Source organism: Streptomyces sp. NPDC031265, assembly GCF_055570295.1.
Genome location: NZ_JBVIHM010000055.1, coordinates 1 through 26,172 on the forward strand (window position 1 = coordinate 1; position 26,172 = coordinate 26,172).

General features: G+C 70.8%; 20 protein-coding genes. 9 read left to right on the forward strand and 11 right to left on the reverse strand.

Going from position 1 to position 26,172, the window contains the following annotated elements:
- Positions 1–166: 166 nt before the first annotated feature.
- Positions 167–1,195, reverse strand: a complete 1,029-nt coding sequence (locus tag ACZ499_RS39455; RefSeq protein WP_468406700.1) for an aspartate-semialdehyde dehydrogenase — start codon at positions 1,193–1,195, stop codon at positions 167–169.
- Positions 1,196–1,464: 269 nt separating this feature from the next.
- Between ACZ499_RS39455 and ACZ499_RS39460 the strand changes: the two genes are divergently transcribed.
- Positions 1,465–2,955 (forward strand): M28 family metallopeptidase, encoded by a 1,491-nt coding sequence (locus tag ACZ499_RS39460; protein ID WP_468681957.1) that lies wholly within the window; start codon positions 1,465–1,467, stop codon positions 2,953–2,955.
- Between the two features lie 74 nt (positions 2,956–3,029).
- Here the strand turns inward: ACZ499_RS39460 and ACZ499_RS39465 are convergent, their stop codons facing one another.
- Together ACZ499_RS39465 and ACZ499_RS39470 are read right to left on the reverse strand one after the other, a co-directional pair.
- The gene (locus ACZ499_RS39465) at positions 3,030–6,350 is read right to left on the reverse strand and encodes a S8 family serine peptidase (protein ID WP_468681960.1); all 3,321 of its coding nucleotides are present in this window, start codon (positions 6,348–6,350) and stop codon (positions 3,030–3,032) included.
- A gap of 163 nt (positions 6,351–6,513) precedes the next feature.
- On the reverse strand, positions 6,514–7,056 hold the full coding sequence (locus ACZ499_RS39470) for a CGNR zinc finger domain-containing protein (RefSeq protein WP_468681961.1): 543 nt from the start codon (positions 7,054–7,056) through the stop codon (positions 6,514–6,516).
- Between the two features lie 144 nt (positions 7,057–7,200).
- Here ACZ499_RS39470 and ACZ499_RS39475 point away from each other — a divergent pair, with 144 nt between their 5' ends.
- The 3 genes from ACZ499_RS39475 (at position 7,201) to ACZ499_RS39485 (ending at position 9,925) form a co-directional block, all read left to right on the forward strand.
- Complete coding sequence (locus ACZ499_RS39475; protein ID WP_468681963.1) at positions 7,201–7,680, forward strand: VOC family protein; 480 nt, start codon at positions 7,201–7,203, stop codon at positions 7,678–7,680.
- Positions 7,681–7,731: 51 nt separating this feature from the next.
- Positions 7,732–8,619 carry a pyridoxamine 5'-phosphate oxidase family protein gene (locus ACZ499_RS39480; RefSeq protein WP_468681965.1) on the forward strand — a complete coding sequence of 296 codons (888 nt, stop codon included), beginning with the start codon at positions 7,732–7,734 and terminating at the stop codon, positions 8,617–8,619.
- A gap of 118 nt (positions 8,620–8,737) precedes the next feature.
- Positions 8,738–9,925, forward strand: coding sequence for a serine hydrolase domain-containing protein (locus tag ACZ499_RS39485; RefSeq protein WP_468681966.1), 1,188 nt, complete (start codon positions 8,738–8,740; stop codon positions 9,923–9,925).
- Positions 9,926–9,961: 36 nt separating this feature from the next.
- Here the strand turns inward: ACZ499_RS39485 and ACZ499_RS39490 are convergent, their stop codons facing one another.
- Together ACZ499_RS39490 and pepN are read right to left on the reverse strand one after the other, a co-directional pair.
- Positions 9,962–11,041 (reverse strand): hypothetical protein, encoded by a 1,080-nt coding sequence (locus tag ACZ499_RS39490; RefSeq protein WP_468681968.1) that lies wholly within the window; start codon positions 11,039–11,041, stop codon positions 9,962–9,964.
- Positions 11,042–11,176: 135 nt separating this feature from the next.
- Positions 11,177–13,756 (reverse strand): aminopeptidase N, encoded by a 2,580-nt coding sequence (gene pepN / locus ACZ499_RS39495; protein WP_468681970.1) that lies wholly within the window; start codon positions 13,754–13,756, stop codon positions 11,177–11,179.
- 134 nt (positions 13,757–13,890) lie between these two features.
- On the opposite strand from pepN, the gene ACZ499_RS39500 reads away from it, so the two are divergent.
- Positions 13,891–14,553: a DsbA family oxidoreductase gene (locus ACZ499_RS39500; protein WP_468406688.1), complete on the forward strand. Its 663-nt coding sequence runs from the start codon at positions 13,891–13,893 to the stop codon at positions 14,551–14,553.
- Positions 14,554–14,628: 75 nt separating this feature from the next.
- Here ACZ499_RS39500 and ACZ499_RS39505 read toward each other — a convergent pair whose 3' ends face one another.
- The 4 genes from ACZ499_RS39505 to ACZ499_RS39520 form a co-directional block, all read right to left on the reverse strand.
- Complete coding sequence (locus ACZ499_RS39505; protein ID WP_468681972.1) at positions 14,629–15,165, reverse strand: DUF4240 domain-containing protein; 537 nt, start codon at positions 15,163–15,165, stop codon at positions 14,629–14,631.
- Between the two features lie 233 nt (positions 15,166–15,398).
- Positions 15,399–16,040, reverse strand: a complete 642-nt coding sequence (locus tag ACZ499_RS39510; RefSeq protein ID WP_468681974.1) for a superoxide dismutase — start codon at positions 16,038–16,040, stop codon at positions 15,399–15,401.
- 150 nt (positions 16,041–16,190) lie between these two features.
- Complete coding sequence (locus ACZ499_RS39515; RefSeq protein ID WP_468681975.1) at positions 16,191–17,594, reverse strand: amino acid permease; 1,404 nt, start codon at positions 17,592–17,594, stop codon at positions 16,191–16,193.
- A gap of 182 nt (positions 17,595–17,776) precedes the next feature.
- Positions 17,777–19,210 (reverse strand): amino acid permease, encoded by a 1,434-nt coding sequence (locus ACZ499_RS39520; protein WP_468681977.1) that lies wholly within the window; start codon positions 19,208–19,210, stop codon positions 17,777–17,779.
- 281 nt (positions 19,211–19,491) lie between these two features.
- On the opposite strand from ACZ499_RS39520, the gene ACZ499_RS39525 reads away from it, so the two are divergent.
- A complete protein-coding gene (locus ACZ499_RS39525; protein WP_468406680.1) occupies positions 19,492–20,085 on the forward strand; it encodes a biotin transporter BioY in 594 nt (197 codons plus the stop codon).
- A 96-nt stretch (positions 20,086–20,181) separates the two neighbouring features.
- On the opposite strand, the gene ACZ499_RS39530 is transcribed toward ACZ499_RS39525, so the two are convergent.
- Entirely contained in the window at positions 20,182–20,958 is a 777-nt protein-coding gene (locus ACZ499_RS39530; RefSeq protein WP_468681978.1) for a hypothetical protein, read from the reverse strand.
- 217 nt (positions 20,959–21,175) lie between these two features.
- Here ACZ499_RS39530 and ACZ499_RS39535 point away from each other — a divergent pair, with 217 nt between their 5' ends.
- Positions 21,176–23,008, forward strand: a complete 1,833-nt coding sequence (locus ACZ499_RS39535; protein WP_468681980.1) for a protein kinase domain-containing protein — start codon at positions 21,176–21,178, stop codon at positions 23,006–23,008.
- On the opposite strand, the gene ACZ499_RS39540 is transcribed toward ACZ499_RS39535, so the two are convergent.
- Positions 22,972–24,486: an amino acid permease gene (locus ACZ499_RS39540; RefSeq protein ID WP_385548820.1), complete on the reverse strand. Its 1,515-nt coding sequence runs from the start codon at positions 24,484–24,486 to the stop codon at positions 22,972–22,974. The genes ACZ499_RS39535 and ACZ499_RS39540 overlap by 37 nt on opposite strands.
- A gap of 193 nt (positions 24,487–24,679) precedes the next feature.
- Here ACZ499_RS39540 and ACZ499_RS39545 point away from each other — a divergent pair, with 193 nt between their 5' ends.
- Together ACZ499_RS39545 and ACZ499_RS39550 are read left to right on the forward strand one after the other, a co-directional pair.
- Positions 24,680–25,168 (forward strand): ribose-5-phosphate isomerase, encoded by a 489-nt coding sequence (locus tag ACZ499_RS39545; RefSeq protein WP_468681981.1) that lies wholly within the window; start codon positions 24,680–24,682, stop codon positions 25,166–25,168.
- Between the two features lie 9 nt (positions 25,169–25,177).
- Positions 25,178–25,993, forward strand: coding sequence for an Fpg/Nei family DNA glycosylase (locus ACZ499_RS39550; protein WP_468681983.1), 816 nt, complete (start codon positions 25,178–25,180; stop codon positions 25,991–25,993).
- The last annotated feature ends 179 nt before the right edge of the window (positions 25,994–26,172 follow it).

Genomic DNA, 26,172 nt, shown 5'->3' on the forward strand with positions numbered 1-26,172 from the left:
CCCCCCCCCCCCCCCCCCCCCCCCCCCCCCCCCCCCCCCCCCCCCCCCCCCCCCCCCCCCCCCCCCCCCCCCCCCCCCCCCCCCCCCCCCCCCCGAACCCCACCTCCGCCCCCACCCACCCCCGGAGGGTCCAGGTGAAGGGGCGGGGTGGGGCAAAACCCGCGGGCTAGCCGCGCAGCTCCTCCGCCACCAGTTCCGCGATCTGGACCGCGTTCAGCGCAGCCCCCTTGCGGAGGTTGTCGTTGGACAGGAACAGCGCGAGACCGTTCTCCACGGTCTCGTCGACCCGGATGCGGCCCACATACGACGCGTCCTTGCCCGCAGCCTCCAGCGGCGTCGGAATCTCCGAGAGCTCGACGCCGGGAGCCGAGGCCAGGAGCTCGTACGCCCGCTCCACCCCGATCGCCCGCGAGAAGCGCGCGTTCACCTGGAGCGAGTGGCCGGAGAAGACCGGGACGCGCACGCACGTGCCGGACACCTTCAGGTCCGGGATGCCGAGGATCTTGCGGGACTCCTTGCGGAGCTTCTGCTCCTCGTCCGTCTCGTACGACCCGTCGTCCACGATCGACCCGGCCAGCGGCAGCACGTTGAAGGCGATCGGGCGCTTGTAGACGCCGGGCTCCGGGAACGACACCGCGTCCCCGTCGAAGGCGAGCTGGTCCGCCGACTCGGCCACGGCGCACGCCTGGGTGTGCAGCTCCGCCACGCCCGCGAGGCCGGAGCCGGACACGGCCTGGTAGGTCGTGGCGACCATCGCGGTCAGCCCGGCCTCCTCGTGGAGCGGCCGCAGCACCGGCATCGCGGCCATCGTGGTGCAGTTCGGGTTGGCGATGATCCCCTTGGGGCGGTCCTTGATCGCTTCCGGGTTCACCTCGGAGACCACCAGCGGCACCTCGGGGTCGCCCCGCCACGCCGACGAGTTGTCGATCACGACGGCGCCCTGCCCGGCGACCTTCTCCGCCAGCGCGCGCGACGTCGCGCCGCCCGCCGAGAAGAGCACGATGTCCAGGCCGGTGTAGTCGGCCGTGGACGCGTCCTCGATGGTGATCTCCCGGCCCTCCCACGTGAGGGTGGAGCCCGCGGACCGCGCGGAGGCGAACAGGCGCAGCTCGTCGACCGGGAACTTCCGCTCGGCGAGGATGGTGCGCATGACTCCGCCGACCTGTCCGGTGGCTCCGACGATTCCGACCCTCACGGTGACTCCTCTTGTACGTGCATGTACGGCTCGGGCGCCTCCATCATGCGTCGGCGCCCGGCGGACTTGTCCAATCCATTGTCCGGGGGATGGGACGGCCCGGAGGCCGACCGGACAGGTAAGCGGGAGATCCCTTCCCACTTGTGACGAGTTCATGGCAGCTCTGTTGCATCCGCCCCGGAATGCCCCCGGACGGCCCTTTCGCTGGTTACGGTCCTGCGGTCGGGACCGATAAACGGTCACCAGTACCCGTATTCCGGAGGAACTCCGTGCGCGCATCCCGCCGCAGCCGGGCCATAGCGGTCCTGGCCGCAGCCCCCGTACTCCTGGCGGCCGCAAGCCCGGCCGTCGCCCACTCGCACGACCGCAAGGACCCGCAGAAGCAGGCGGAGCGGCTCGCCAGGAAGCTGGTGTCGCAGGCGTCGGGGGAGAGCGCCTACCGCCACCTGGAGCAGTTCCAGAAGATCGCCGACGCCAACGGCGGCAACCGCGCCGCGGGCACGCCCGGCTACGACGCCTCGGCCGCGTACGTCTACGGACAGCTCAAGAGGGCCGGGTACGACGTCTCGTACCAGGACTTCGACATCTTCGAGTCCAAGACCCTGCGCGAGAAGCTCACCGTCGTCTCGCCCGAGCCGCGCGAGCTGAAGACCACCGCCTACCAGTTCAGCAAGGCGAGTCCGGCCGGCGGTCTCACCGCCCAGGTCAAGGCGGCCCGTGTCGACGCCACCCCGGGCTGCGCGCTCGACGACTACGCGTCGGACACCTTCACCGGCAAGATCGCCCTGGTCAAGCGCGGCAGCTGCACTTTCCAGCAGAAGGAGGCCGTCGCGGCCGAGGCGGGCGCCGCCGGGATCATCCTCTACAACCACTCCGGCGACGCCCCCGTCCGTGGCACCGTCAGTGACCCCGCCAACGCGCACATCCCGGCCACCGGCATCTCGCTGGCCGACGGCGAGGCACTGGCCGCGCAGGTCGCCAAGGGCGACGTCACCGTCACCCTGGACGTCGCCACCGAGGCCGTCGCCCACAAGACCCGCAACGTGATCGCCGAGACCAGGGGCGGCGACCCGGCGAACGTCGTCGCGCTCGGCAGCCACCTCGACTCGGTCCCGGCCGGACCCGGCATCAACGACAACGGCTCCGGCTCGGCCGGTCTGCTCGAAGTCGCGCTCAAGCTGGCCAAGGAGACCAAGCAGACCAAGAAGCACTCCAAGTCCACCGCCAACAAGGTGCGGTTCGCCTGGTGGTCGGGCGAGGAGCTGGGCCTGCTGGGCTCCGAGCACTACGTCAAGTCCCTGACGGACAAGGAGAAGCAGCAGATCAAGCTGTACCTCAACTTCGACATGATCGGCTCGCCCAACCCGGCCGAGCTCGTCTACGACGGCGACGACTCCGACAACGTGGGCGAGGGCGCGGGACCGGCCGGCTCCGCCCAGATCGAGCGGCTGATCAACGGTTACCTGGACAGGAAGCGCGTCCCGCACTGGGGCACCGACTTCGACGGCCGCTCCGACTACGGCCCGTTCATCGAGCAGGGCATCCCGGCGGGCGGCACCTTCACCGGCGCCGAGGGCCTCAAGACCGAGGAGCAGGCGGCCAAGGTGGGCGGCACGGCCAAGCAGCCGTACGACGCGAACTACCACGCGGCCGGTGACACCCTGAAGAACATCGACCGCAAGTACTTCGACCTCAACATCGACGTCATCGCGCACGCGGTCGGCACCTACGCCCAGGACCTGAGCTCGCTCAAGGGCTGAGCCCGTACGCGTACCCACGAGAAAGGGCCCGGCGTTCGTCGTGAACGCCGGGCCCCTTCGCGTGACTTACACCGTTACGGCGTGACCTTCTCGATCACGACGCTGCCGGTGCCCGCGGCAGTGCCGCGCGCGTTGACCAGCTTGACCTCGCCGAAGAACTGGCGTCCCTCGGGGGCCGCGCCGCTCACCAGGACCTGCGCGCCGACGGTCGCCGTGGCGCCGTTGGCGAGCTTGACCGTCTTCGAGTCGTCGACCTTGACGGTGCCGAGCGACGGCGCGTAGTACACGTCGCGGTAGTTGTACGTCGTCGTCCCGGACGGGACCGCGTAGCCCGCGACCTGGATGGTGTAGGTGCCGGCGGCCGGCTTCACCAGGCTGACGGCCTCCTCGGAGTCGCCGTCCGCGGACGAGCCGACCTGCACGCCGTCCTTGAGGACCGCGAGGTCCAGGTCGGCCGCGGTGTCCGAGACGCCGCCGATGGCGACGTCGAGGCGCTCCACGCCCTCGCCGATGGTCAGCGTGCTCGTCTGGACCTCACCGGCCTTGATGGTCGGCTTGGCGACCTTCGCGGAGCCCAGCGAGCCGCCCTGCAGCTTGCCGTCGATGGCGGCGAAGCCGTTGGTGACCTTCCACTCGACCGGGGTCGAGGTGCCGACCTTGGCCTCCGGGACCGTCTTCACGGCCGGGTCGAAGGCGGCGCCGAGCAGCGCGACATCCAGCTTGTAGGGGTTGTCGAGGTACGGCGACGTACGGCGCGACTCGACCTCGATCTCCCACACACCGGGCTGCGGGTCCGCGTAGGAGCGCAGGTCGGGGCGGCACTTGTTGGCCGGGTTGTCGTAGTTCGGGTAGCAGTTGGGCGTCCCCGTGTCGTCGACCGGCACGCCGTACGGGTGGATCGCGATGAACCGGGTCTGGCTGCCCGAGCGCAGCGCGCCCATGGAGACCTCAAGGGCCTTGGCGCCCGCCGGGACGGTCACGAAGTACGACTTGGTGCTGTTGCGCTGCACCGAGGACGAGTCGGTGAACGTGTAGGCCGGCTTGGCCAGCGGCTTGGAGACGATCACGGTGGCGAGGATCTGCTGGTCCACGCCCTTGGTCCGCTTGTCGTCGACCTCCAGGATGGCGCTGTGCACGCCCGCCGACTTCGGCTGCGCCTGCACCTTGACGGTGACCGGCGTGTTCAGCGCCAGCGCGACCTCGTCGGAGCCCAGGACCTTGAAGGTGCCGTCGTTGTTCTTGATCGACAGCTTGTGCTTCACGGCCTTGTCCGGGCCCGTGGTGCGGGTGACCGTGACCTCGTACGTCTTCTTCTCGCCCGCCTTGAGGCCGCCCTCGCGGTCGTAGATGCCGGTGCCGAAGCCCGGCGTCTTCAGCGCGAAGTCGATCGCGGTCTTCACCGGCGCCTTGACGCTGTACTCATGGGCGGTGGCGCCGTCCTGGATCGCGTCCCAGGCGTCGACGATGTCGATCAGGCCCGCGCCCTCGGCGTACGCCTGGACACCCTTGATGTGCTTGGCCGTCGACGTCAGCGCGGTGCGCAGGTCGGCCGGGGCCAGGTCGAGGTGCTTCTGCTTGGCGGCCGAGAGCAGCAGGGCCGCGGCGCCCGTTGCCTGCGGCGAGGCCATCGAGGTGCCCTGGAGCATCGAGTAGCCGGCGGGGAGCGAGTAGCCCGACTCCTTGACCGGGGAGCCCGGCAGCCACGTCTGCGTGGTGTTGATCGCGGCACCCGGCGCCGACAGGGTCGGCGTGAAGCCGCCGTCCTCACGCGGACCGCGCGAGGAGAACGGCATCATGTCGTACTTCTTCGACACGTTGGAGCCGTAGTTGGAGGCCCAGGTCTGCTGCGAGATGGTGGCGCCGACCGAGATGACGTGGTCCGCCAGGCCCGGGTCGCCGATGGTGTTGACGCCGGGGCCCTCGTTGCCGGCCGAGATGACCAGCTGGACGCCGTAGCTGTCGATCAGGCGCTTGTAGAGCTCGGAGCGCGCGTTGTTGCCGTCGTTGAGTGCCGGCAGACCGCCGATCGACATGTTGACGATGTCGACGTGGCGGTTGGTGACCAGGTCGATCATGCCCTCGGTCAGCGCGATGTTGGTGCAGCCGCCGGACCAGTTGCAGGCCCGCGAGGAGACGATCTTGGCGCCGGGGGCGGCGCCGCTCATCTTGCCGCCGAACAGGCCGTTCGCGGCGGTGATGCCCGCGACGTGGGTGCCGTGCTCGGACTCGATGACGCCGATGTTGACGTAGTCGGAGGTGTGCCCGGCCGCGTCGTACTTCACGTCCTTGCGGATCTCGACCGTGAACGGCATCCGCTCGACGACGTCGGTCGCCGGGTTGTCCTTACCGAAGTAGCCGACCTGGTAGCCGTCCTTGTACGGCTTCATGGCCTCGTCGTCGGTGAAGTCACCGTTGTTGTCGAGGTCCACGCGGACGGTCCCGGCGACCGGGTCGTAGAGCACGCCCCAGGTGTCGGTGGTGTCGCCGTCGCGGTTCAGGTCGCCCTTGGCGTCGCCGCCCGCGGTGATCTTCTCCGAGAAGAGGCTCACGTCGTACGAGCCCGCCGGGGCCTTCCAGCTGCGGCCCTGGAAGGTGAACTCCGGGCCGGAGACGGCGGTGTTCATCCGGCGCCAGGTGCCGTCGGCGTCGGCCACCGGGTCGGTCGCGGTGACCCAGTCGACGATCTTGCGCTCGCCGGTGGTGGTCTTCTGCAGCGCCGGGTGGCCCAGGTCCACGCCCGAGTCGAGGACGCCGATGGTGATGCCGCGGCCGTCGGCCTTGGGGTGCTGCTTGACGAAGTCGACCGCGCCCGTCTCGAAGGACGGGTTGTACGGGTTCTTCGCGGGCGTGTCCTTGCCCGGCGCCGCGAACGAGCCCGAGAGCGACTTGCGCGGGGCGGCGGCGCCCTTGGCGCTGTCGGCCGACGGGGTCGGGTCGTCGAGCTGGATCTCCTGCTTGAGGTCGATCCCGTGCACCGAGGGCAGCTTCGCGGCGGCCTTCAGGGCCGACTCCGCGGTGCCGGTCGGCAGGGTGGCCCGCACATAGCCGAGCTTGTCGTCGGTCTTGCCGACGGTGGCGCCGGGCACCGAGTCGAGCTGGTGCGAGACGGCGCCGGTGGCGCCGGGGGCGGTCGCCACCATCACGGTGACGGTCTTCTCGCCCTTGGCCCGGGCGTCGGCGAGCCGCTGCTCGTCGGCCGCGCCGAGCTTGTCCGCGGGGTCCGCCGGGGATTTCGCGGGGGTGGACTTCACCGGAGCGGGCGTCGGATCGGCCGTCCCGGAGGCGAAGACGGGGGCGGCGCCCGCGGCGACGAGCGCGGCCACCATGCCGGCCGCGGCCGCTATCTGGGCCGTGCGTCTAGCGCCGGGTATGGCGCGCGGTGAATCGGAGGTCATCAGCTTCCCTAATGGTCAGAAAGGGTCCGGAATACGGGGCCGGATGACCGCTGAGCATTTCGTATATGACCGTTGTTTGTGGAGAGTTGACTGGACCCGGAATCGGACATGGCGTAATCCCGCCATACGCCAACGGGCGCCAGGCGGGGTGAAACGGGGCGAATCAGCCCTCTCGGGTGCGGGCGTAGTGACGGGACGCCTTCGCACGGTTGCCGCACGCGGCCATCGAGCACCAGCGGCGCGTCCCGTTCCGTGAGATGTCGAAGAAGTGCAGGATGCACGCGTCATGGGCGCAGGCGCGGATCCGGTCCGGCGCGGTGCGCAGCAGATCGAGGTAGTCGCGCGCGGCCGTCCAGGCGGGCCCCCACGCCGGATCGGCGAACTCGGCCCGCTCGCCCGGCCCTTCGGTGGACAAAGTGGCGCGAATGCGGCCGTGTTCGAGGATGGCGTCGACGTCCGCCGTCGCCGCCGGGTCGCCGGGGGACTCCACGGCCCGCAGCAGCGCCTCCCGGGCCCGCAGCAGCGGCCCGAGCGCGGCCTCGTCGGCGGGGAAGCGCGCGTCGAGGCCGGTGGCGGCGAGCCAGACGGCGAGCCCGTCGACGGAGACCAGCAGGTCCTGGCGCTCCCCGTCGTGCATCCAGCGCGTGTTCAGCAGGTCGAGGGAGACGGGCTCTCCGGTGAGCGGGCGCGGATCGGGCGCGGACATCCCGGGCTCCTCTCGTGGGCGGCGGTGCGGCGCGCCGGTAGCGGCGCTAACCCTTCAAGTTTACGTGACCGGTTGCACCTTCCGCATCTAACCTCTAATATCGAAGTAAGAGGTTAGATGACCTTGCTCGGGAAGGGGACCGCCATGACGGCGACCAGCACGTTCCGCACCGGCCACATCGGGCTCAATGTGACCGACCTCGACCGCTCCCTCGGCTTCTACCGGGACCTCCTCGGCTTCGAGGTCCTGTCCGAGGGCGAGTCCGAGGGTGCTTCCGAAGGTGACGGGGGCGGCCGCCGCTTCGCTCTCCTCGGCCGCGGCGGACAGCTCTCGCTCACTCTCTGGCAGCAGGCCGGGGCCGCCTTCGCCCCGGACCGCGCCGGGTTGCACCACCTCGCCTTCGCCGTCGACACGATCGAGGAGGTGAAGGCGTACGAGGGTGAACTGCGCGCGTACGGCGTGGAGTTCGCGTACGAGGGGATCGTCGCCCACGGCGAGGGCGCGGCCTCCGGGGGCATCTTCTTCCACGACCCGGACGGCACCCGCCTGGAGATCTCCTCGCCGCTCGGCGCCGAGACGGCCCCCGCACCCGTCGCCTCCGCCCCCACCTGCGGCTTCTTCTAGGACACGCTTCCGCCAGGACGACGCTTCTTTCCAGGACAGGAGGACGGTTCGATGACCGCGCCCACCCCGTACCACCCCGGGTCCCGGGCCGTGCAGGACCGCGTCGGCGTCCGGGAGGCCGCCGACCACGTCGGGCGCGCCATCGGCCCCGGCATCCGCCCGGTCGCCGCCGCCTTCCTCGAACTCCAGCCGATGCTGGTGCTCGGGGCGGCGGACGAGAGCGGCCGGATGTGGGCCTCGCTGCTCACCGGGCGCCCCGGGTTCGTCCGGGCCACCGGGCCTCATCAGATCTCGGTCGAGGGCCGCCCCGCCGGGAGCGACCCCCTCACCGGGGTGCTCGCGGCCGGGGAGAGCCCCGTCGGCACGCTCGCGCTCGACCCGCGCACCCGGCGCCGGATGCGGCTCAACGGCACGGCCCGCCCGACCCAGCGCGGCCTCGCCGTCGAGGCCGAGCAGGTCTTCTCGAACTGCCCCAAGTACCTCCAGCACCGCGAGATCGAGGCGTACGAACCCACGCCGGACGAGGCCGGTGCCGTGCGGCGCGGCGAGCGGCTCACCCCCGACCAGGAGGAGCTCGTCCGCGCCGCCGACACCTTCTTCATCGCGACCAGCGCCCCCGACGGCGTGGACGCCAGCCACCGGGGCGGCAACCCCGGTTTCGTACGCGTCACTTCGCCCAGCCACCTGGAGTGGCGCGACTACCCGGGCAACTCCATGTTCCTCACCCTCGGCAACCTGGAGGCCGACCCGCGCGCCGGGCTGCTCTTCGTGGACTGGACGGACGGCACCACGCTCCAGCTCTCGGGCACGGCCCGCACCGCGTTCGCGGCGGGGGAGCGCACGGTCCGCTTCACGGTCGAGCGCGCGGTGCGGTCGGAGGGGGCGAGCCCGCTGCGGTGGTCCGCGCCCGACTACTCACCGGCCAACCCGCCCCGGTGAGTTCAAGATCGGCTGAAACCCGCTCAACCCCGCCCCGCCGGGCAACCGCCGTCGGCGGGGCCGGGGTCCTGTCCGCCGACGGCGCCGTTGTGGGCGTCGCGGGCGACAGGGAGAGCGCATGTCGGTACGTACGGGCAGGAGAGTCAGGACCGCCGCCTTCGGGGTGGCCGTGGCCGCCGGGATCACCGCGACCGTCTGCGCGGCCCCGGCCTCCGCGCGGGAGGCGGCGCCCGCCTCCCACCGGGCCACCCAGCAGGCGATGGACGCGGCCGTGCGGGACGGTGTGCCGGGCGTCGTCGGCCTCGCCCAGCAGGACGGTCGCAGCTGGACCGGGGACGCGGGCGTCGCCGATCGGCGCACCGGCCGCGAGCGGCAGGCCGAGGACCGCTACCGGGTCGGGTCCATCACCAAGACGTTCGTGGCCACCGTCGTCCTCCAGCTCGAAGCCGAGGGCAGGCTGGGCCTGGACGACACCGTCGAGCACTGGCTGCCGGGCGTGGTGCGGGGCAACGGCCACGACGGCACGAAGATCACTTTGCGCCAGCTCCTCCAGCACACCAGCGGCATCTTCAACTACACCCAGGACGAGGCCTTCGGGCAGCGGGTCTTCGGCGCGGACTTCCTGCGGAACCGCTATGACACCTACAAACCACGGCAGTTGGTGGACATCGCGATGACTCATGCGCCGGACTTCGCACCGGGCACCTCCTGGCGCTACTCCAACACCAACTTCATCCTGGCCGGGATGGTGATCGAGAAGGCCACCGGCCACTCCTACGCCACCGAGATCGACCGCCGCGTCCTGCGTCCGCTGCACCTGCGCTCCACCACGCTGCCGGGCACCGGCTCCCGGATGCCGCAGCCCAGCGGCCGGGCCTATTCCAAGCTGTCCCCGGAGGCGTCCGGCAGGACGTACGACGTCACCGCGCTCAACCCGTCGATGGCGGGTTCGGCCGGCGAGATGGTGTCGAACTCGGTCGATCTGAACCGCTTCTACCGCGCCCTGCTGACCGGCGAGCTGCTGCCGCAGCGCCAGCTGAAGGAGATGACCACCACCGTCTTGATGGACCCGGGTGACCCCGACGGCCGCTACGGGCTCGGTCTGATGGTGAACAAGCTGCCCTGCGGCACCGAGGTCTGGGGCCACGGCGGCGGCATCCACGGCTCGTCCTCCGAGGCGCTCACGACGAAGGACGGGCGCCACTCACTGGCGTTCAACTTCAACGGCGACTGGTCGGGCGACAGCGCGGCGGTCGTGGTCGCCGAGTTCTGCGGCACCGCACCGGCGGCCAAGCCGGTCAAGTGACCAAGCCCGTCAAGTGGGCTTGTGGTGCTCCCCCGTTCACTGGGGGAGCACCACCACATACGCGGCGGGCTCCCGGTCCACCGACGCCATCAGGGCGGTGCGCACCACGGTCGCCTGCTGCTCCATCGCCTCGCGCAGCTTCCTGGGCGTGAGGTGGACGACGGTGATCCCCAGCCGCTCCAGCGTCTCGCGCTTGCGCGTGTACTCGCACCACAGCTCGTCCTCGTCCTCCTGGCGCCGGCGCCCCTGGCGCGGCGCCCGGGTGTCGAGCTCCACCGCCACCGCCTGGTCCGGCCAGTACGCGTCCACGCCCCCGATGTGCGGCCCGCCCGGCAGCCGCAGGTCCACGTTCCACAGCGGGACGGGCAGTTCGTGGGTGCGCACCATCTCGTAGAGGCGGCTCTCGGCGATGGCACGCCCCTCGGCGAGCAGCGAGTCCACCGCTTCCATCACGTGTGCCCGCGTCAGCAGCCGCGCCAGCGTCAACTCCCGTACGAGAGCGGCCGGTTCGCAGTGTCCGCCGCGTACGGCCTCGGTGAGCAGCCGGCGTACCACGTGCGCGTCGGTGAGCTGGGCCACCGCGTCCGCCAGCGCCCTCGGCACCGGCGCCACCGGCACCCCGGCCACCGGCTCCGGCACCGGCATCACGTGCGCCCGCACCAGGCGCACACAGCCGGTCGAGCGCAGCCGCCGGGTACGCGGCACCAGCACGTCGATCCGGTCGAGCGAGAGCAGCGGGGGAGCGGAGGAGAAGCGGTGCAGGGCGAGGGCGGCGAGCCCGGTGACGACCGCGTCGCAGGGCGCCGCGTGCGCCTGGCCCTGGACCGGGATCGCCTTGGCGCGCTCGGGGGCCGGGCGCCCCGCGTACAGCAGGGCCGCGTGCAGGCGCTCCTCGCCGGTGGGCGGCCCCGGGTGCAACACGTAGACGCCGGGCAGCAGTTGCTGCCAGGGTCCGCCGGGGCGGCACTGGGCGGCGGCGCTGGAGGCGGGAACGCCGTGGGCGCGCAGCTGGGCCGCGGAGTAGACGCGCCGGTGCACATCGGTGAGGTGGCTGAGGGGGCGCGGGGAGAGCGGGGAGGGAGTCTCGCCGCCGAAGGTCGGGGTGTTGTGGTTCATGCCGGGGGGTGTTCCGCGCCCGGAGCGGCCCTTAACCGCTGTTACAAGCTCGTCGACAATTCCGGACAAGCCCGTCCTAAAGTACGGGCGTTCGAGTGCCGATCAGGGGGCCCGTCGCCGGGCCCCCGTCGGGCGTCAGCGGGCGGCGGCCGCCGCGTCGCAGACCTGGCCGCGCAGGGTGCGGGCCAGGTCGTCACGGGCCTCCAGGACCAGCCGGCGCAGCGCCGGGGCCGCGTCCGGGTGGGCGGTCAGCCATTCGTCCGTGGAATCGAGCGTCGACCGGTTGTCCCGCAGGCTCGGGAAGAGCCCCCGGACGACGTCCATGCCGATCTGGATGGACCGCTCGGCCCACAGGCGCTCGATCACCTCGAAGTACTTCGGTGCGTACGGAGCGACCAGCTCGCGCTGCGAGGGCTGGCCGAAACCGGCGATGGTGGCCTCCACCAGCGCGTTCGAGAGCGAGTCGGACTCGACGACCTGCGCCCACGCCTGCGCCTTGACCGCCGCCGACGGCCGGGCCGCCAGGCACCGCACCTGGTGGCGCTTGCCGGAGGCGGTGTCGTCGCGGGCGAGCTCGGCGCCGATCACCGACTCGTCGGCGCGGCCGTGCGCGGCCAGCGGCTCCAGGAGCACCCAGCGCAGTTCCTGGTCGACCTCCAGGCCGTCGATCTTCGCGCTCCCCTCAAGGAGCCCTTCGAGGAGCTGGAAGTCGGCGTCGGTCGTCGCCGTGGAGGCGAAGAAACGGGCCCAGGCCAGCTGGTGCTCGCTGCCCGCCGCCGCGATCCGCAGCTCACGCAGCGCGCCCTCGGCCAGCAGCCGCCCGCCCTGCTCGCGCCACTCGGGCGCCGCGTAGTACGTCTGCGCCGAGCGGGTCCAGGCGTGCAGCATCTGGAGCACGCCGATGTCCGTCTCGCGCCCGGAGTGGGCCAGCACCAGGTCGATGAAGTCCCGCGCGGGCATGAGCGCGTCCCGCGTCAGGTTCCACAGCGCCGACCAGCACAGGGCGCGCGCCAGCGGGTCCGTGATGTCGCCGAGGTGGGCCCGGAGCGTGGCGAGCGAGCCCTCGTCGAAGCGGATCTTGCAGTACGTGAGGTCGTCGTCGTTGACCAGGACCAGCTCGGGCCGCTCGGCCCCGGCCAGCTCCGCCACCACCGTGCGCGGCCCGTCCACGTCGACCTCGGCGCGCGCGTACCGCACGAGGGAGCCCGCCTCGGAGCGGTAGAGGCCGACCGCGACCCGGTGCGGGCGCAGCGTCGGATGCGCCTCGACGGCCTCCTGGACCACGGCGAGCTCGGTGATGCGCCCGCCCGCGTCGTAAGTGACCACCGGGGTGAGCGAGTTGACGCCCGCTGTCTGCAGCCAGGACCGCGACCAGGACGTCATGTCCCGGCCGGAGACCTCCTCCAGGACCGACAGCAGATCGCCCAGGCGCGTGTTCCCGTAGGCGTGGTTCTTGAAGTAGCGCCGGGCGCCCTCCAGGAAGTCCTCCCGGCCCACGTACGCCACCAGCTGCTTGAGGACCGAGGCGCCCTTGGCGTAGGTGATGCCGTCGAAGTTGAGCTTGGCGTCCTCCAGGTCACGGATGTCGGCCGTGATCGGGTGCGTGGACGGCAGCTGGTCCGCGCGGTACGCCCAGGACTTGCGGCCGTTGGCGAAGGTGATCCAGCCGTTGGTGAACCGGGTCGCCTCGACCTGCGAGAAGCTGCCCATGAAGTCGGCGAACGACTCCTTCAGCCACAGGTCGTCCCACCACTGCATGGTGACCAGGTCGCCGAACCACATGTGCGCCATCTCGTGCAGGATGACGTTGGCCCGCCGCTCGTAGGCGGCCTGGGTCACCTTGCCCCGGAAGATGAACTCCTCGCGGAAGGTCACCAGCCCCGGGTTCTCCATCGCCCCGAGGTTGTACTCCGGCACGAAGGCCTGGTCGTACTTGCCGAACGGGTACGGGTAGTCGAACTGGTCGTGGAAGAAGTCGAAACCCTGCTTGGTGACGAGGAACACGTCGTCCGCGTCGAAGTGCCGGGCCAGGCCCTTGCGGCACATCGCGCCGAGCGGGATCTCCAGCGTGGTGCCGTCGTCGAAGGTGCGGCGGTAGGTGTCCGTCACGTAGTGGTACGGCCCCGCCACCACGCACGTGATGTACGTGGAGATCGGCTTGGTCTCGGCGAACCGCCAGACCCCGTCCTCGCCCCGGGCGCCCTCGCCGTTGGACCACACCGTCCAGCCCTCGGGCGCCGTCGCCTCGAAGCGGTAGGGGGCCTTCAGGTCGGGCTGCTCGAAGTTCGCGAACACCCGCCGGGAGTCGGCCGGCTCGTACTGGGTGTAGAGGTAGACCTCGCCGTCCTCGGGGTCGACGAACCGGTGCAGACCCTCGCCGGTGCGGCTGTACGCACAGTTCGCGTCCACCACCAGCACGTTCTCCGCCGCCAGGTCCGCGAGCGCCACCCGGGTGCCGTCGAAGACCGCGGCCGGGTCCAGCGGCTTGCCGTTGAGGGTGACCGCGTTCACCGACGGCGCGACCAGATCCGCGAAGGACTCCGCGCCCGGCCGCGCGCAGCGGAACCGGATCGTGGTGACCGAGCGGAACGTCCGCGGCCCGTCCGGGGCGTCCCCGATCGCGGACCGCAGATCGAGGGCGACGTCGTACCCGTCGACGGACAGCAGACCAGCCCGTTCACGGGCCTCGTCGCGGGACAGATTCTCACCGGGCACGGGCACTCCTTCGTGTCTCGTTCGAACAGCACCGATCCTGCCATGCCCGCCGGGCCGCGGACACGCGGGAATGCGACGGGTGGCCGGGGGTGTTCCCTTGGTTGATTTCCTGGCGTGACCCGATGAGGAGAGACATGTCCGAGACCGTGCCCCAGACCGGGAAGACCCCTGTCGACTTCTGGTTCGACCCGCTCTGTCCCTGGGCCTGGATGACGTCCCGCTGGATGCTGGAGGTCGAGAAGGTCCGTGACGTCGAGGTCCGCTGGCACGTGATGAGCCTGGGCGTCCTCAACGAGGACAAGCTCGACGACCTGCCCGACTCCTACCGCGAGTTCCTGACGACCCGGGCCTGGGGCCCGGTCCAGGTCGTCATGGCCGCGCAGCAGAAGTACGGCGAGGAGGTCGTCGGCAAGCTGTACACCGCGCTCGGCACCCGCTTCCACAACCAGGACCTCGGCTCCGGCCGCGAGGTCCTCGTCGCGGCCCTGGAGGAGGTCGGCCTGCCCGCCGAGCTCGCCGACTACGCGGACGTCGACAACAGCGCCTACGAGTTCGACGCGGAGCTGCGCGCCTCCCACAAGGAGGGCATAGACAAGGTCGGCCAGGAGGTCGGCACCCCGGTCATCGCCGTGCCCGGCGCGGACGGCGAGCAGATCGCCTTCTTCGGCCCGGTCGTCACCCCGGCCCCCAAGGGCGAAGCCGCCGCACGCCTGTGGGACGGCACGCTCCTGGTCGCCTCGACCCCGGGCTTCTACGAGATCAAGCGCACGCGCACACAGCGCCCGATCTTCGACTGATCCGGCGCCCCGGCGCCCCGGGTGTCCACGGCCCCCGCGAGTCACGCACTCGCGGGGGCCGTGCCGCACCCCCGCCTACTCCCCGTACAGCGCTGCCAGGCGCGGCAGGCGCCTCGCCATCTCCCCCGTGTCGTCGAAGTCGAAGTCCCAGCCCGGGTCCAGTTCCGGGTAGCGGATCGTGAAGCTGTCGCCGGGGAGTTCCTTGCCGGTCGCGGTCAGGTGCGCGTCCCAGGCGATGCCGAGCGCCTCCTCGCACTCCATCTCCCAGCCCTCCACCGCCGCGTCCCGCACGGCGCTCAGGCCCGCGAGCCCGTCCGGGTCGGCCACCGCGCGGTCGAACACCTCGCGCCCCTGCGCGATCAGCCAGCCCCTGAAACAGTCGAACCCGTCGTCCGAGCACCCGCCGTTGATCGTGTACGCCGCGGCCCAGAGCGGCTGGCGGTAGGAGGCGGCCATCAGGTCCCAGAAGACCTGCTGGAATGCCACTATCTCGTCGACCGGCCTGGCCGAGAGCAGGGCCGCGGCCCGCGCCGCGACCGCCTCGGCGTCCGCCGCGTGTGCCACCTGCGCGCGGGCGTCGTCGATGAGCGTCCAGAACTCCTGTGTGTCCATGGCTCCGAGCATGGCACCCGCCACTGACAACGGGCCCGGGGCGAGAGGGTGAAGGACCGGCGCACTCCACCGGCGCGCGGGAGTGAAGGGCGCACGGGAGCGAACGGCGCAGCGAACGGCCCCCGCGAGTCACGTCCTCGCGGGGGCCGTCCGTTCATTACGCCCGCACGCGAAGGTTGAGAAGACGATCACGAGCAGGGCGATCAGGGGGCCGGGCAGAGCCGGGTTCGGTCCTACGGGACCAGCAGCAGGGTGTTCCCGGCGGCCTTCGCGGCGGCGTAACGCCTCGCCACGTCCTGCCAGTTGACGACGCGCCACATCGCCTCGACGAAGTCCACCTTCTGGTTCTTGTACTGGAGGTAGAAGGCGTGCTCCCAGGCGTCGAAGACCAGGACCGGGGTCGAGCCCTGGCCGACGTTGCCCTGGTGGTCGTAGACCTGCTCGACGACGAGTCGGCCGCTGACCGGCTCGTACGCGAGGACGCCCCAGCCCGAACCCTGCGTCGTGGCCGCCGCCTTGGTCAGCTGGGCCTTGAACTTGGCGAAGGAGCCGAAGGATTCGGCGATGGCGTCCGCCAGCTCGCCGGTGCCGTCCTTGTCCAGCGGCTCGCCGCCGCCGTCGCCGGTCATGTTGTGCCAGTAGATCGAGTGCAGGATGTGGCCGGAGAGGTGGAACGCGAGGTTCTTCTCCAGGCCGTTGACCGAACCCCAGGCGTCCTTGTCGCGGGCCTCCGCGAGCTGCTCCAGGGTGTCGTTCGCGCCCTTCACGTACGCCGCGTGGTGCTTGTCGTGGTGCAGCTCGATGATCTCCGGGCTGATGACGGGTTCGAGCGCGGCGTAGTCGTACGGAAGTTCAGGAAGCGTGTAAATGGCCATGTCCGAAGCCCCTCCGACTGCTTGTTGCAACTGATGTGCAAGTGCACGCTACCAGCAGGTATGGGTGCTTGCAGCTAAGGGTGACCTCAGCGAAAAGCCCTGTGCCCCGAGGTCTGGGACCTCAGGACGCAGGGCTTGGGGCGGGGTGGCTCAGGCCTCCTGGCGGGCTCCCATGCGCTGGCGCGCGTAGCCGACGGCGGCCAGGACCACGGTCAGGGCGCCGGTCGCCATCAGCTGGTCGCGGGTGTCGGACTGGCGGGCCATCAGGACGAAGATCGCGGCCATCGCGGCGAGCGCCACCCAGGTCAGCCCCGGGTACAGCCACATCCGCACCACCAGCTTCTCCGGCGTCTCGCGCTCGGTGCGCCGGCGCAGCAGCAGCTGGGAGACGGCGATGAAGATCCAGACCACGAGGATCACCGCGCCGATCATGTTCAGCAGCCAGGGGAAGACGTCGTCCGGCCGCCAGTAGCTCAGCAGCACGCACCCGAAGCCGAAGATCGAGGAGCACAGCACCCCGACGCGCGGCACACCGCCGGAGATCCGGCCGAGCGCCTTGGGGCCCTGGCCGCGCTCGACCAGCGAGTACGCCATGCGCGAGGCGCCGTAGATGTTGGCGTTCATCGCGGAGAGCAGGGCCACCAGGACGACCACGTTCATGATCTGCCCGGCGCCGTCGATGCCGAGGTGGTCGAGGGCCGCCACATAGGGGCCCTTCGACACCACGGTCTTGTCGTTCCACGGCACCAGCGTGACGATGACCGCCATCGAGCCGATGTAGAAGACGGCGATGCGCCACATGGCCGTTCGCACCGCGCGGGCGACGCCCTGCACCGGCTTCTCGGACTCGGCGGCCGCGATGGTCACCGTCTCCAGGCCGCCGTACGCGAACACGGAGGCGAGCAGTCCGAGCACCAGGCCCTCGGAGCCGTTGGGCAGGAATCCGCCCTCGCCGGTGAGGTTCGAGGTGCCGGGGGCGGGGGTGTCCGGCAGGACGCCGAGGATGGCGAGCAGGCCGAGGACGAGGAAGAGGGTGATCGCGGCGACCTTGAGCGCCGCGAACCAGAACTCGAACTCGCCGAAGTTCTTCACGGCCGCGAGGTTGGTGGCGGTGAACACCAGCATGAAGAGCGCGACCCAGGCCCACTCCGGCGTGCCGGGCAGCCAGACCGTGACGATCTTCGCGGCGCCGATCCCCTCCAGGCCGACCGCCACACAGAGCAGCACCCAGAACGACCAGCCGGCGGTGAAGCCGGCCCAGGGCCCGATGGCCCGGTCGGCGTGCACGGAGAAGGAGCCGGATGCGGGGTTGGCCGCCGACATCTCGCCCAGCATGCGCATCACCAGCATGACGAGCGCGCCGGATATGCCGTAGGCGAGGACGATCGAGGGCCCGGCGGCGGCGATTCCGGCGCCGGAGCCGACGAAGAGCCCGGCGCCGATGACGCCGCCGAGGGCGATCATCGAGAGATGGCGCTGCTTGAGACCGTGGGTGAGAGGGGAGTCGACCTTCGGCGGCGCGTCGGTCGTCGCGGGCGCGTTTGTCCGGGACATGGGCAGGCCCTGTTCAGTAGCTGAGACGGGGGGCGGGAGCCACAGTCTGGATGTGGCACCGCTCAGAGGGAACACCAGACCGCTATCCGGACACTCGACTCACACAGCGTGAAGCCCTGCGTACATCTCGTCCACGGAATGCGCACGTCCGCCCTCGTGGGTCCCGCCAAACCCGCCCGTAACTACCGACCTGACGATCGGTCGGCCGCTTCGACAGTCCTCGCCCGCCACTCCCGTACGAAGGCGACCACGAGCACCGCGCCCGTGGCGCCCGCCGACCACAGCACCTGGGGCCGGGCGTCGTCGTCGAGGAGCATCAGGACGAGCACGGCCGCCATCGCCGCGAGCGCCGCCCACGTCAGCCACGGGAAGGCCCACATCCGCAGCGTGAGCCGCTCCGGGGCCTCGCGCTCGATCCGGGGCCGCAGCCGCAGCTGCGAGACGGCGATCAGGCCCCAGACGAACAGGAGCACCGCGCCGACCGCGTTGAGCATGTAGAGGAAGACCGAGTCGGGCCACTTCAGATTGAGCAGCACCGAGACGAACCCGAAGGCGACCGACGCGAGGACCGCGCGCCGGGGCACCCCGCCGCCCGACACCCTGAGCAGCCCCTTCGGCGCCTCGCCGCGCTCGGCCAGCGAGAAGACCATCCGCGAGGAGCCGTACAGATTGGCGTTGAGCGCGGACAGCAGGGCCACGAAGACGACCACGTTCATGATCTGCCCCGCGCCCGGGACGCCGATCGAGTCGAGCACGGCGACGTACGGGCTGTGACCGGGCTCCATCGAGGTCCACGGCAGCAGGGTCACGATGACCAGCATCGAGCCCACATAGAAGAAGAGGATGCGCCAGATCGCGCTGCGCACCGCGCGGCCGACCGCGCGCACCGGGTCGTCCGACTCGGCGGCCGCGATGGTGACGACCTCAAGACCGCCGAAGGCGAAGATCACCGCGAGGACGCCGGAGACCACGCCGTCCCAGCCGTTGGGCAGGAAACCGCCCTGCCCGGTCAGGTTGGTGAACCCCACCGGGTCGGTGTCGGGCAGCACCCCGAAGACGGCCAGCAGCCCCAGCACCAGGAACAGCACGATCGCGCCGACCTTCAGCGTGGCGAACCAGAACTCGAACTCGCCGAAGTTCTTCACCGCCGCCAGGTTGGCGCCGGTGAAGACGACCATGAAGACGAGGACCCAGGCCCACTGCGGCATCCCCGGCACCCAGCCGTGGGCGATCTGGGCCGCGCCCGTCGCCTCCACGGCGAGGACGACCACGAGCAGGAACCAGTACAGCCAGCCGACGCTGAACCCGGCCCACCGGCCGAGCGCCCGCTCGGCGTGGACCGAGAACGACCCCGAGGCGGGCATCGCCGACGACATCTCGCCGAGCATCCGCATCACCAGCATCGCGATCGCGCCCGCGATGAGATACGAGACGACGATCCCCGGCCCCGCCACCGCGATCCCGGCCCCCGACCCCACGAAGAGACCGGCACCGATCACCCCGCCCAGGCCCAGCATGGTCAGATGGCGCTGCTTCAGCCCGTGGGACAGCGGTTCGGCCTCCACCGATGCGGTGTCGGCGGCGGTGGCCCCGGCCGTGGTCTTGCCGTCGTGCATGGCGCTCGCAACTCTCGGATCAGCAACTGATCGTTTATGGGGAACCTACAGTCTCCCCGAGCCCGAGCCGTATCCGCAAAACTGTCCGTACTCCTCATCACTCCAGTGACGAGGGTCACGCCATCGGACGGAAGCAGTCCGGCCTTTGTGCGATCTCCACCAAGGCCCCAACCGCCGCTTTGTGGGCCGCTGATGGTGATCGAGTGAGAATCCCTCGGCTAACGTCACCGTTGTCCCCAGCACGTATCCCGCTGCCCGTCCCCGACTTCGCGGAGCCCACGATGGCCACGACCACAGTCACTGCCCCCGCCGCACCCCGTACCGGAAAGGTCCTCGCCGACCTGCTGCCCGGCGCCCGCACCCGGGACATCGCCCTGGTGCTCGGCGGCGCGGCGCTCACCGGCGTGGCCGCCCAGATCGCCGTGCCCGTCCCCGGCTCCCCGGTCCCCGTCACCGGCCAGACCTTCGCGGCCCTGCTGGTGGGCACCTCGCTCGGCGCCCGCCGCGGCTTCCTCTCGCTCGGGCTGTACGCGCTGATCGGCATGGCCGGGATGCCGTGGTTCGCGAACGGCACCTCGGGCGCGGGCGGCGCGTCCTTCGGTTACGTGCTCGGCATGCTGCTCGCCTCCACCGTCGTGGGCGCCCTCGCCCGCCGGGGCGGCGACCGCTCGGTGCCGCGCACCGCGGGCACGATGGTCCTCGGTTCGGCGATCATCTACGCGGTCGGCGTCCCGTACCTGGCCGCCTCGACCGGTATGTCCCTGAACCAGGCGGTCGCGGCGGGCCTCACCCCCTTCCTGCTCGGCGACGCGCTGAAGGCGGCGCTGGCGATGGGGGCACTGCCGACGGCGTGGAAGTTCGTGGGCCGCAAGTAACGAAGAGCGCCTCGACGGAAAGGGCCCGGAAGCGCTGAGCGCATCCGGGCCCTTCCGCATGTCAGTGCGTCATGTCAGTGCCTCTTCAGTGCCTCTTCAGCGCGTACGCCTGCGGTGCTGGCGGGTGTTGGCCCACCAGATGCCGGTGGAGCCGACGAAGAGGAGCAGGCCTGCGGCTGCGAGCAGCGGCAGTACGCCGTCGTTGACGCCGGTCTTGGGGAGCTGGGACGGCGGGGTCGGGGCGGGAGTGCCGGGTGTGGTCGGGGACGGGCCGGCGGAGCCGCCCGGCGGCGCGGCCGGCACGTTGTCGGTGCCGAGCAGTAGTGGGGTGTCGGGGGCGTTGGGCGTCGGCCTGGTCGTCCCGAACGGGACCGGCCCCTGCTGCCAGAGCAGTTTCTCGCCGGTGCCCTCGGTGACCGGCAGGCAGATCTTTCCGGTCTTCTTCAGGTCGTACGTGGCGGAGACGGTGTACGACTTGTCGGCGCCGGCGGCCAAGTCGTCGATGGCACAGGCGAATCCGGTGTTGGTCCCCTTCGGCAGCTTGTTCTCGGGAACCGTCACGCATCCGTCCACGCCGGTGATCCGCATGCCGTCGAGGCCGAGGACGGTGAGGGTGATCCGGCCGGTGTTCTGGGTGCCCTTGTTGAGGATTTTCGCGGTGAGAGTGGTTTTTCCGGAGGAATTGGCGACCTTGATTTCCTTCGGCAGCTCGGTGGAGATCTTGAGCTCGGCCGGGGCGCTGGGCCCGGGCGACCCGCCCTGATCACTGCCGGGTGTCGGATCAGCGGCATAAGCCGCCGCCCCCAAAGGAAAAAGCAGTAAACCGGCGAACAGGCCGGCGGCCAGAGATCCCCAGTGTTTTGTCGAACGCATTTCCCATCCCCCTCAGCCGAGTTGGGCGGCTGGCGTACTGAAAGCGGTGCTGAGAAGGGTCCCACAAGATTTCGCGGAATTATGCTGTGATGGTGGCAAGTTCGTGTTTCTGTCCTGGTCGCACCAGGTGCTGAGGGGGCGGGCGGTAATGCCGGGAATTCGGGGGCTGTTGGTAGCGGGGCGATACCGACTCGACGTCACGATCGGCCAGGGGGGAATGGGGCGGGTGTGGCGGGCGTTCGATGAAATCCTGGACCGCAAGGTGGCCGTGAAAGAGATGCGCATGAACGACCTCGATGCCGAGGACAGCCGCATCCGCCGCGAACGCACCCTGCGCGAGGCGCGGGCGACGGCCCGCATCGACCATCCGAACGTGGTGCGCGTCTACGACGTGGTGGAGGAGTCCGACCGCCTCTGGATCGTGATGGAGCTGGTGGACGCGCGCTCCCTGGAGCAACTCCTGGTCGAGGACGGCCCGGTGACCCCGCGCGAGGCGGCGCGGATCGGCCTGGGCCTGGTGGAGGCGTTACGAGAGGTGCACGCGGTAGGAGTCCTGCACAGGGACATCAAGCCGGGCAACGTGCTCCTCAGCCGCACGGGCAGGATCGTCCTGACGGACTTCGGCATCGCCGCGATCCAGGACGCGACGGCGCTGACGGTGGTGGGGATGCTGGTCGGCTCGCCGGACTACATGGCGCCGGAACGGGTGGGCGGCAGGCCCCAGGGCCCGGCGTCGGACCTGTGGTCCCTGGGCGCGACGCTGTGCGCGGCGGTGGGCGGCCAGTCGCCGTTCGCCCGCGAGACGACGCTGGCGACGCTGCACGCGGTCCTGTACGAGGAGCCCGAACTCCCGAGCACGGCGGGCCCCTTGGCCCCCGCACTGGCCGCGCTCCTGGTGAAGACCCCGGACGACCGCCCCAGCCTGGACGCGTTGACCACCGTCCTGATGCCGATAGCGGCCCCACCCACGGTCCTGGCCCGCACCCCGACACTGGCGGTCCCGACGCACAGCCCGGCGCCCGAGGCATTGGAGTCACCGAGCCCGCCCACTCCGGCGCACGAGCCCCACCCCGCAACGGAACGTGCCACGAGCCGCCCAGGGCACGCAGGGACGGGAGCGCCCCCGCCTCCCCCGCCCACGCGGGATGCAGAGGACGAAGCCCCCGCAGCCCGGCAAGGTCCCGCGGCCCCGACGCTTCCCCCACCCAGCCGGGGCCCGGAGGGCGAGGCCCCCCAGCGGGCCCAGAGCCAGCGCCCCGCCTGGGCCGCAGGGTCCGCAGCCCCTGCAAACGGCTCCGAAGCCCCCGGCGGGGACTTCGGAGCCGCAGCCCCCGCCGGGGGCCTGGGGGCTCCGCCCCCGGAAACTCCGCTCGCCCCCACACCTCGACCCACCCCCACCCCCGGAGGCCGCGCGCCGGAGCCGCACATGTCACGGCGGGAAGGGGCGGGGTGGGGGAGTCGCCGCATGGCCGTCGCCGCAGCCGTAGCCGTCGCCGCAGCGATCGCCGTAGTAGTCGTCCTGGCCACCACACACGGCACCGACGACACCGGCAAGGCAACCGGCCCCACCAGCGCCCCCACCCCCAGTACCCCCACCGTCGCCGGTACCTCCCGCCCTCCCAGCACCCCACCCCCCGGCACCCGAGGAGAGACCGGCTTCGCCTGGGCGCCCCCGAAGGGCTGGACGCGGACCGCCAAGAGCCCGTCCAACATCCACTACCACTCGCCCGGCGGAAAACAGGAGATCGCCGCCTCGTACGCACTCGTACGCGGCGGCGATCTCATGAGCCAGTGGCAGGTGGCCGAGCAGGGCTCCCACGACGTCCCGGGCTACCGGAACATCCGTCTGGAGCGGACCACCTTCAACGGCCGCCCGGCCGTTGTCTGGGACTACTACTTCACACAGGACGGCGACCCCTGGAAGGCCCGCCAGACGGGGTTCGACGAGGGCGGCAAGTCGTACCAGGTCAACATCTGGTACCTCGCCGCCACCGAGGACGACGCCCTGCGCACCTACTCCGCGGTGACCTCGTCGTTCACACCGCTCTGAGCGACGGCGGGCGCGGCAACGCCGGAAGACACCGCACCGCGCTGCATGAAGTCCCGTACCAGCGCGATCGCCACGACGACCGCCGCGACCAGCAGCGAGAGCAGCACCTGCTTGCGCCCGGCGTCGTCCGTGAGCATGTAGACGAGCACGAAGGAGATCATCGCGATCGTCGCCCACGTCAGATACGGGAACAGCCACATCTTGACCGTCAGCTTCTCCGGCGTCTCGCGCAGGATGATCCCGCGCATCCGCAGCTGCGTGAAGCAGATGACCAGCCACACGAACAGCGCGACCGCGCCGGACGAGTTCAGCAGGAAGTCGAAGACGGTGTCCGGCCACTTGTAGTTGAAGAAGACGGCCACGAACCCGAAGAGGACCGAGCAGAGGATGGCCGCCTGCGGCACGCCACGCGCGTTGGTACGGGCGAAGGCGCGCGGCGCGTCACCGCGCTGGCCGAGCGAGAACGCCATGCGGGAGGCGGTGTACAGGCCGGAGTTGAGGCAGGAGAGCACCGCCGTCAGGACGATCACGTTCATGATCTGCCCGGCGTGCGGGATGCCGATCGAGTTGAGCGCCGCGACGTACGAGCCGTCCTTGAGGATCGCCGGGTCGTTCCACTTCAGGAGCGTGAGGACGACGAGGATCGAGCCGAGGTAGAAGACGCCGATGCGCCAGATCACGCTGTTGGTGGCCTTGGTGACGGCGCGCTGCGGGTCCTCGGACTCACCGGCGGCCAGGGTGACGATCTCGCTGCCCATGAAGGAGAAGACGACCATCAGGACACCGGTGAGAATGGCCCCGGCGCCGTTTGGCATGAATCCACCGGCATCGGTGAGATGTGCGAACCCGTCACCGGGGTTGTCGGACCCGGGAAGTATTCCGAAGACGGCGAGCAGCCCAATGGCAACAAAGGCGCCGATAGCGACAACCTTGATCCCGGCGAACCAGAACTCGAACTCTCCGTACGACGACACGGAGACGAGATTGGTGGCCGTCAGCACGATCATCACGATCAGTGCCCAGCCCCACTGCGGGACCGCCCCGACCCAGCCGTGCAGGATCTTCGCTCCGGCGGTCGCCTCGACGGCGAGCACCACGACCCAGAAGAACCAGTAGAGCCAGCCGATGGAGAAGCCGGCCCAGCGGCCGAGCGCCTGGTCGGCGTAGGCCGAGAAGGAGCCGGAGGTCGGCCGGGCGGCGGCCATCTCGCCGAGCATCCGCATCACGAAGACGACCATGAGGCCGACGAGCGCGTACGAGAGCAGGATGGCGGGACCGGCGGCGGCGATGCCGGAGCTGGAGCCGACGAAGAGCCCTGCTCCGATGACACCGCCAATGGCGATCATCGAGAGGTGACGGTTCTTGAGACCGGCCTGGAGGCCGTTGGAGCCGTGCGGGGCGCCGACGACGGGGGAGTCAGGCGTTCCGGGATCGCCCGGTCGGCCTTCTTCCTTCGCAAGGGAGGGTTGCGAGGTCATGGACGAATCCTTAGGTCTAAGGGTCGCTCGGGTTACGAACCAACGCATTGAAGCCCGGTACTCCCAGGTACGGAAGGCCTGACTCCGAATCGTGATGAGGGGCACAAGGTCATTACTTTTCGGCGACGAAGGTCCTTACCGCCGCTCACCCCGATGAACCCTGCCCGCCGGAACGCATGCCACACTCGGGGGCATGCGCGTGTACCTCGGTTCAGACCATGCCGGATACGAACTCAAGAACCACCTGGTCGAATGGCTCACGGCCCATGGCCACGAGGCCGTCGACTGCGGTCCCCACATCTACGACGCCCAGGACGACTACCCGCCGTTCTGCCTGCGCGCCGCCGAGAAGACGGCCGCGGACCCGGACTCGCTGGGCATCGTGATCGGCGGCTCCGGCAACGGTGAGCAGATCGCCGCGAACAAGGTGAAGGGCGTACGGGCGGCCCTGGCCTGGAGCGAGCAGACGGCTGCGCTCGGCCGCGAGCACAACAACGCGAACGTGCTCTCCATCGGTGGCCGGATGCACACCCAGGAGGAGTCGACCAAGTTCGTCGAGGTGTTCCTGAACACCCCGTACTCGAACGAGGAGCGTCACACCCGCCGTATCGAGATGCTGTCGCGCTACGAGACGACCGGCGAGCTCCCCGCGATCCCCGCGCACCACCCGCAGCAGGGCTGACCTGGCGTTATGCCCGAGGGGCACACGATTCACCGGCTGGCCGCCGATCACGGGAAGTGGTTCGGCGGCCGCCGCGTACGCGCGTCCAGTCCGCAGGGGAAGTTCTCGGACGGGGCGGCGCTGGTGGACGGGCAGGTGCTGGAGTCGGCGGAAGCGCACGGGAAGCACCTGTTCCTGGGCTTCGGCGGGCCGGTCGGCTGGATCCACATCCACCTGGGCCTGTTCGGCAAGTACGCACTCGGCTCCGGCCCGGTCCCCCCTCCTACGGAGACGGTCCGGCTGCGCCTCTCCGGTCCCGGCGGGTACGCGGACCTGCGCGGCCCCACGACCTGCGCGCTGATCACCGACGCGGAGAAGCAGGCGATACACGACCGCCTGGGCCCGGATCCGCTGCGGGCCGCCGACGACGGCGAGAAGGCGTGGGCGCGGATCTCGCGCAGCCGCACGACGATCGCGGCGCTGCTGCTTGACCAGAAGATCATCGCGGGCGTGGGGAACGTGTACCGGGCGGAGGTGCTGTTCCGCCACGGCGTGGACCCGTACCGCCTCGGCCGCGACGTCACGCGCGCGGAGTGGGACGCGATGTGGTCGGACTTGACGGTCCTGATGCGGGAGGGCGTACGCCTGAACCGCATCGACACGGTGCGGCCGGAGCACATGCCGGAGGCGATGGGGCGTGCGCCGCGGGTCGATGACCACGGGGGTGAGGTGTACGTGTACCGCCGCGCGCATCTGCCGTGCCACATCTGCGCCACGGAGATCCGCACGGCGGACCTGGCGGCACGGAACCTGTTCTGGTGCCCGACGTGCCAGGGGGCCGCGTAACCCTCCCGGGGCGCGGTGTTCGCCCGCGGGTCCGGCGGGGGCTGGCCGCGGCCCCTTTTCGGCCCGGTGTTCGTCTGCGGGTTCGGTGGGGGGGGGGGGGGGGGGGGGGGGGGGGGGGGGGGGGGGGGGGGGGGGGGGGGGGGGGGGGGGGGGGGGGGGGGGGGGGGGGGGGGGGGGGG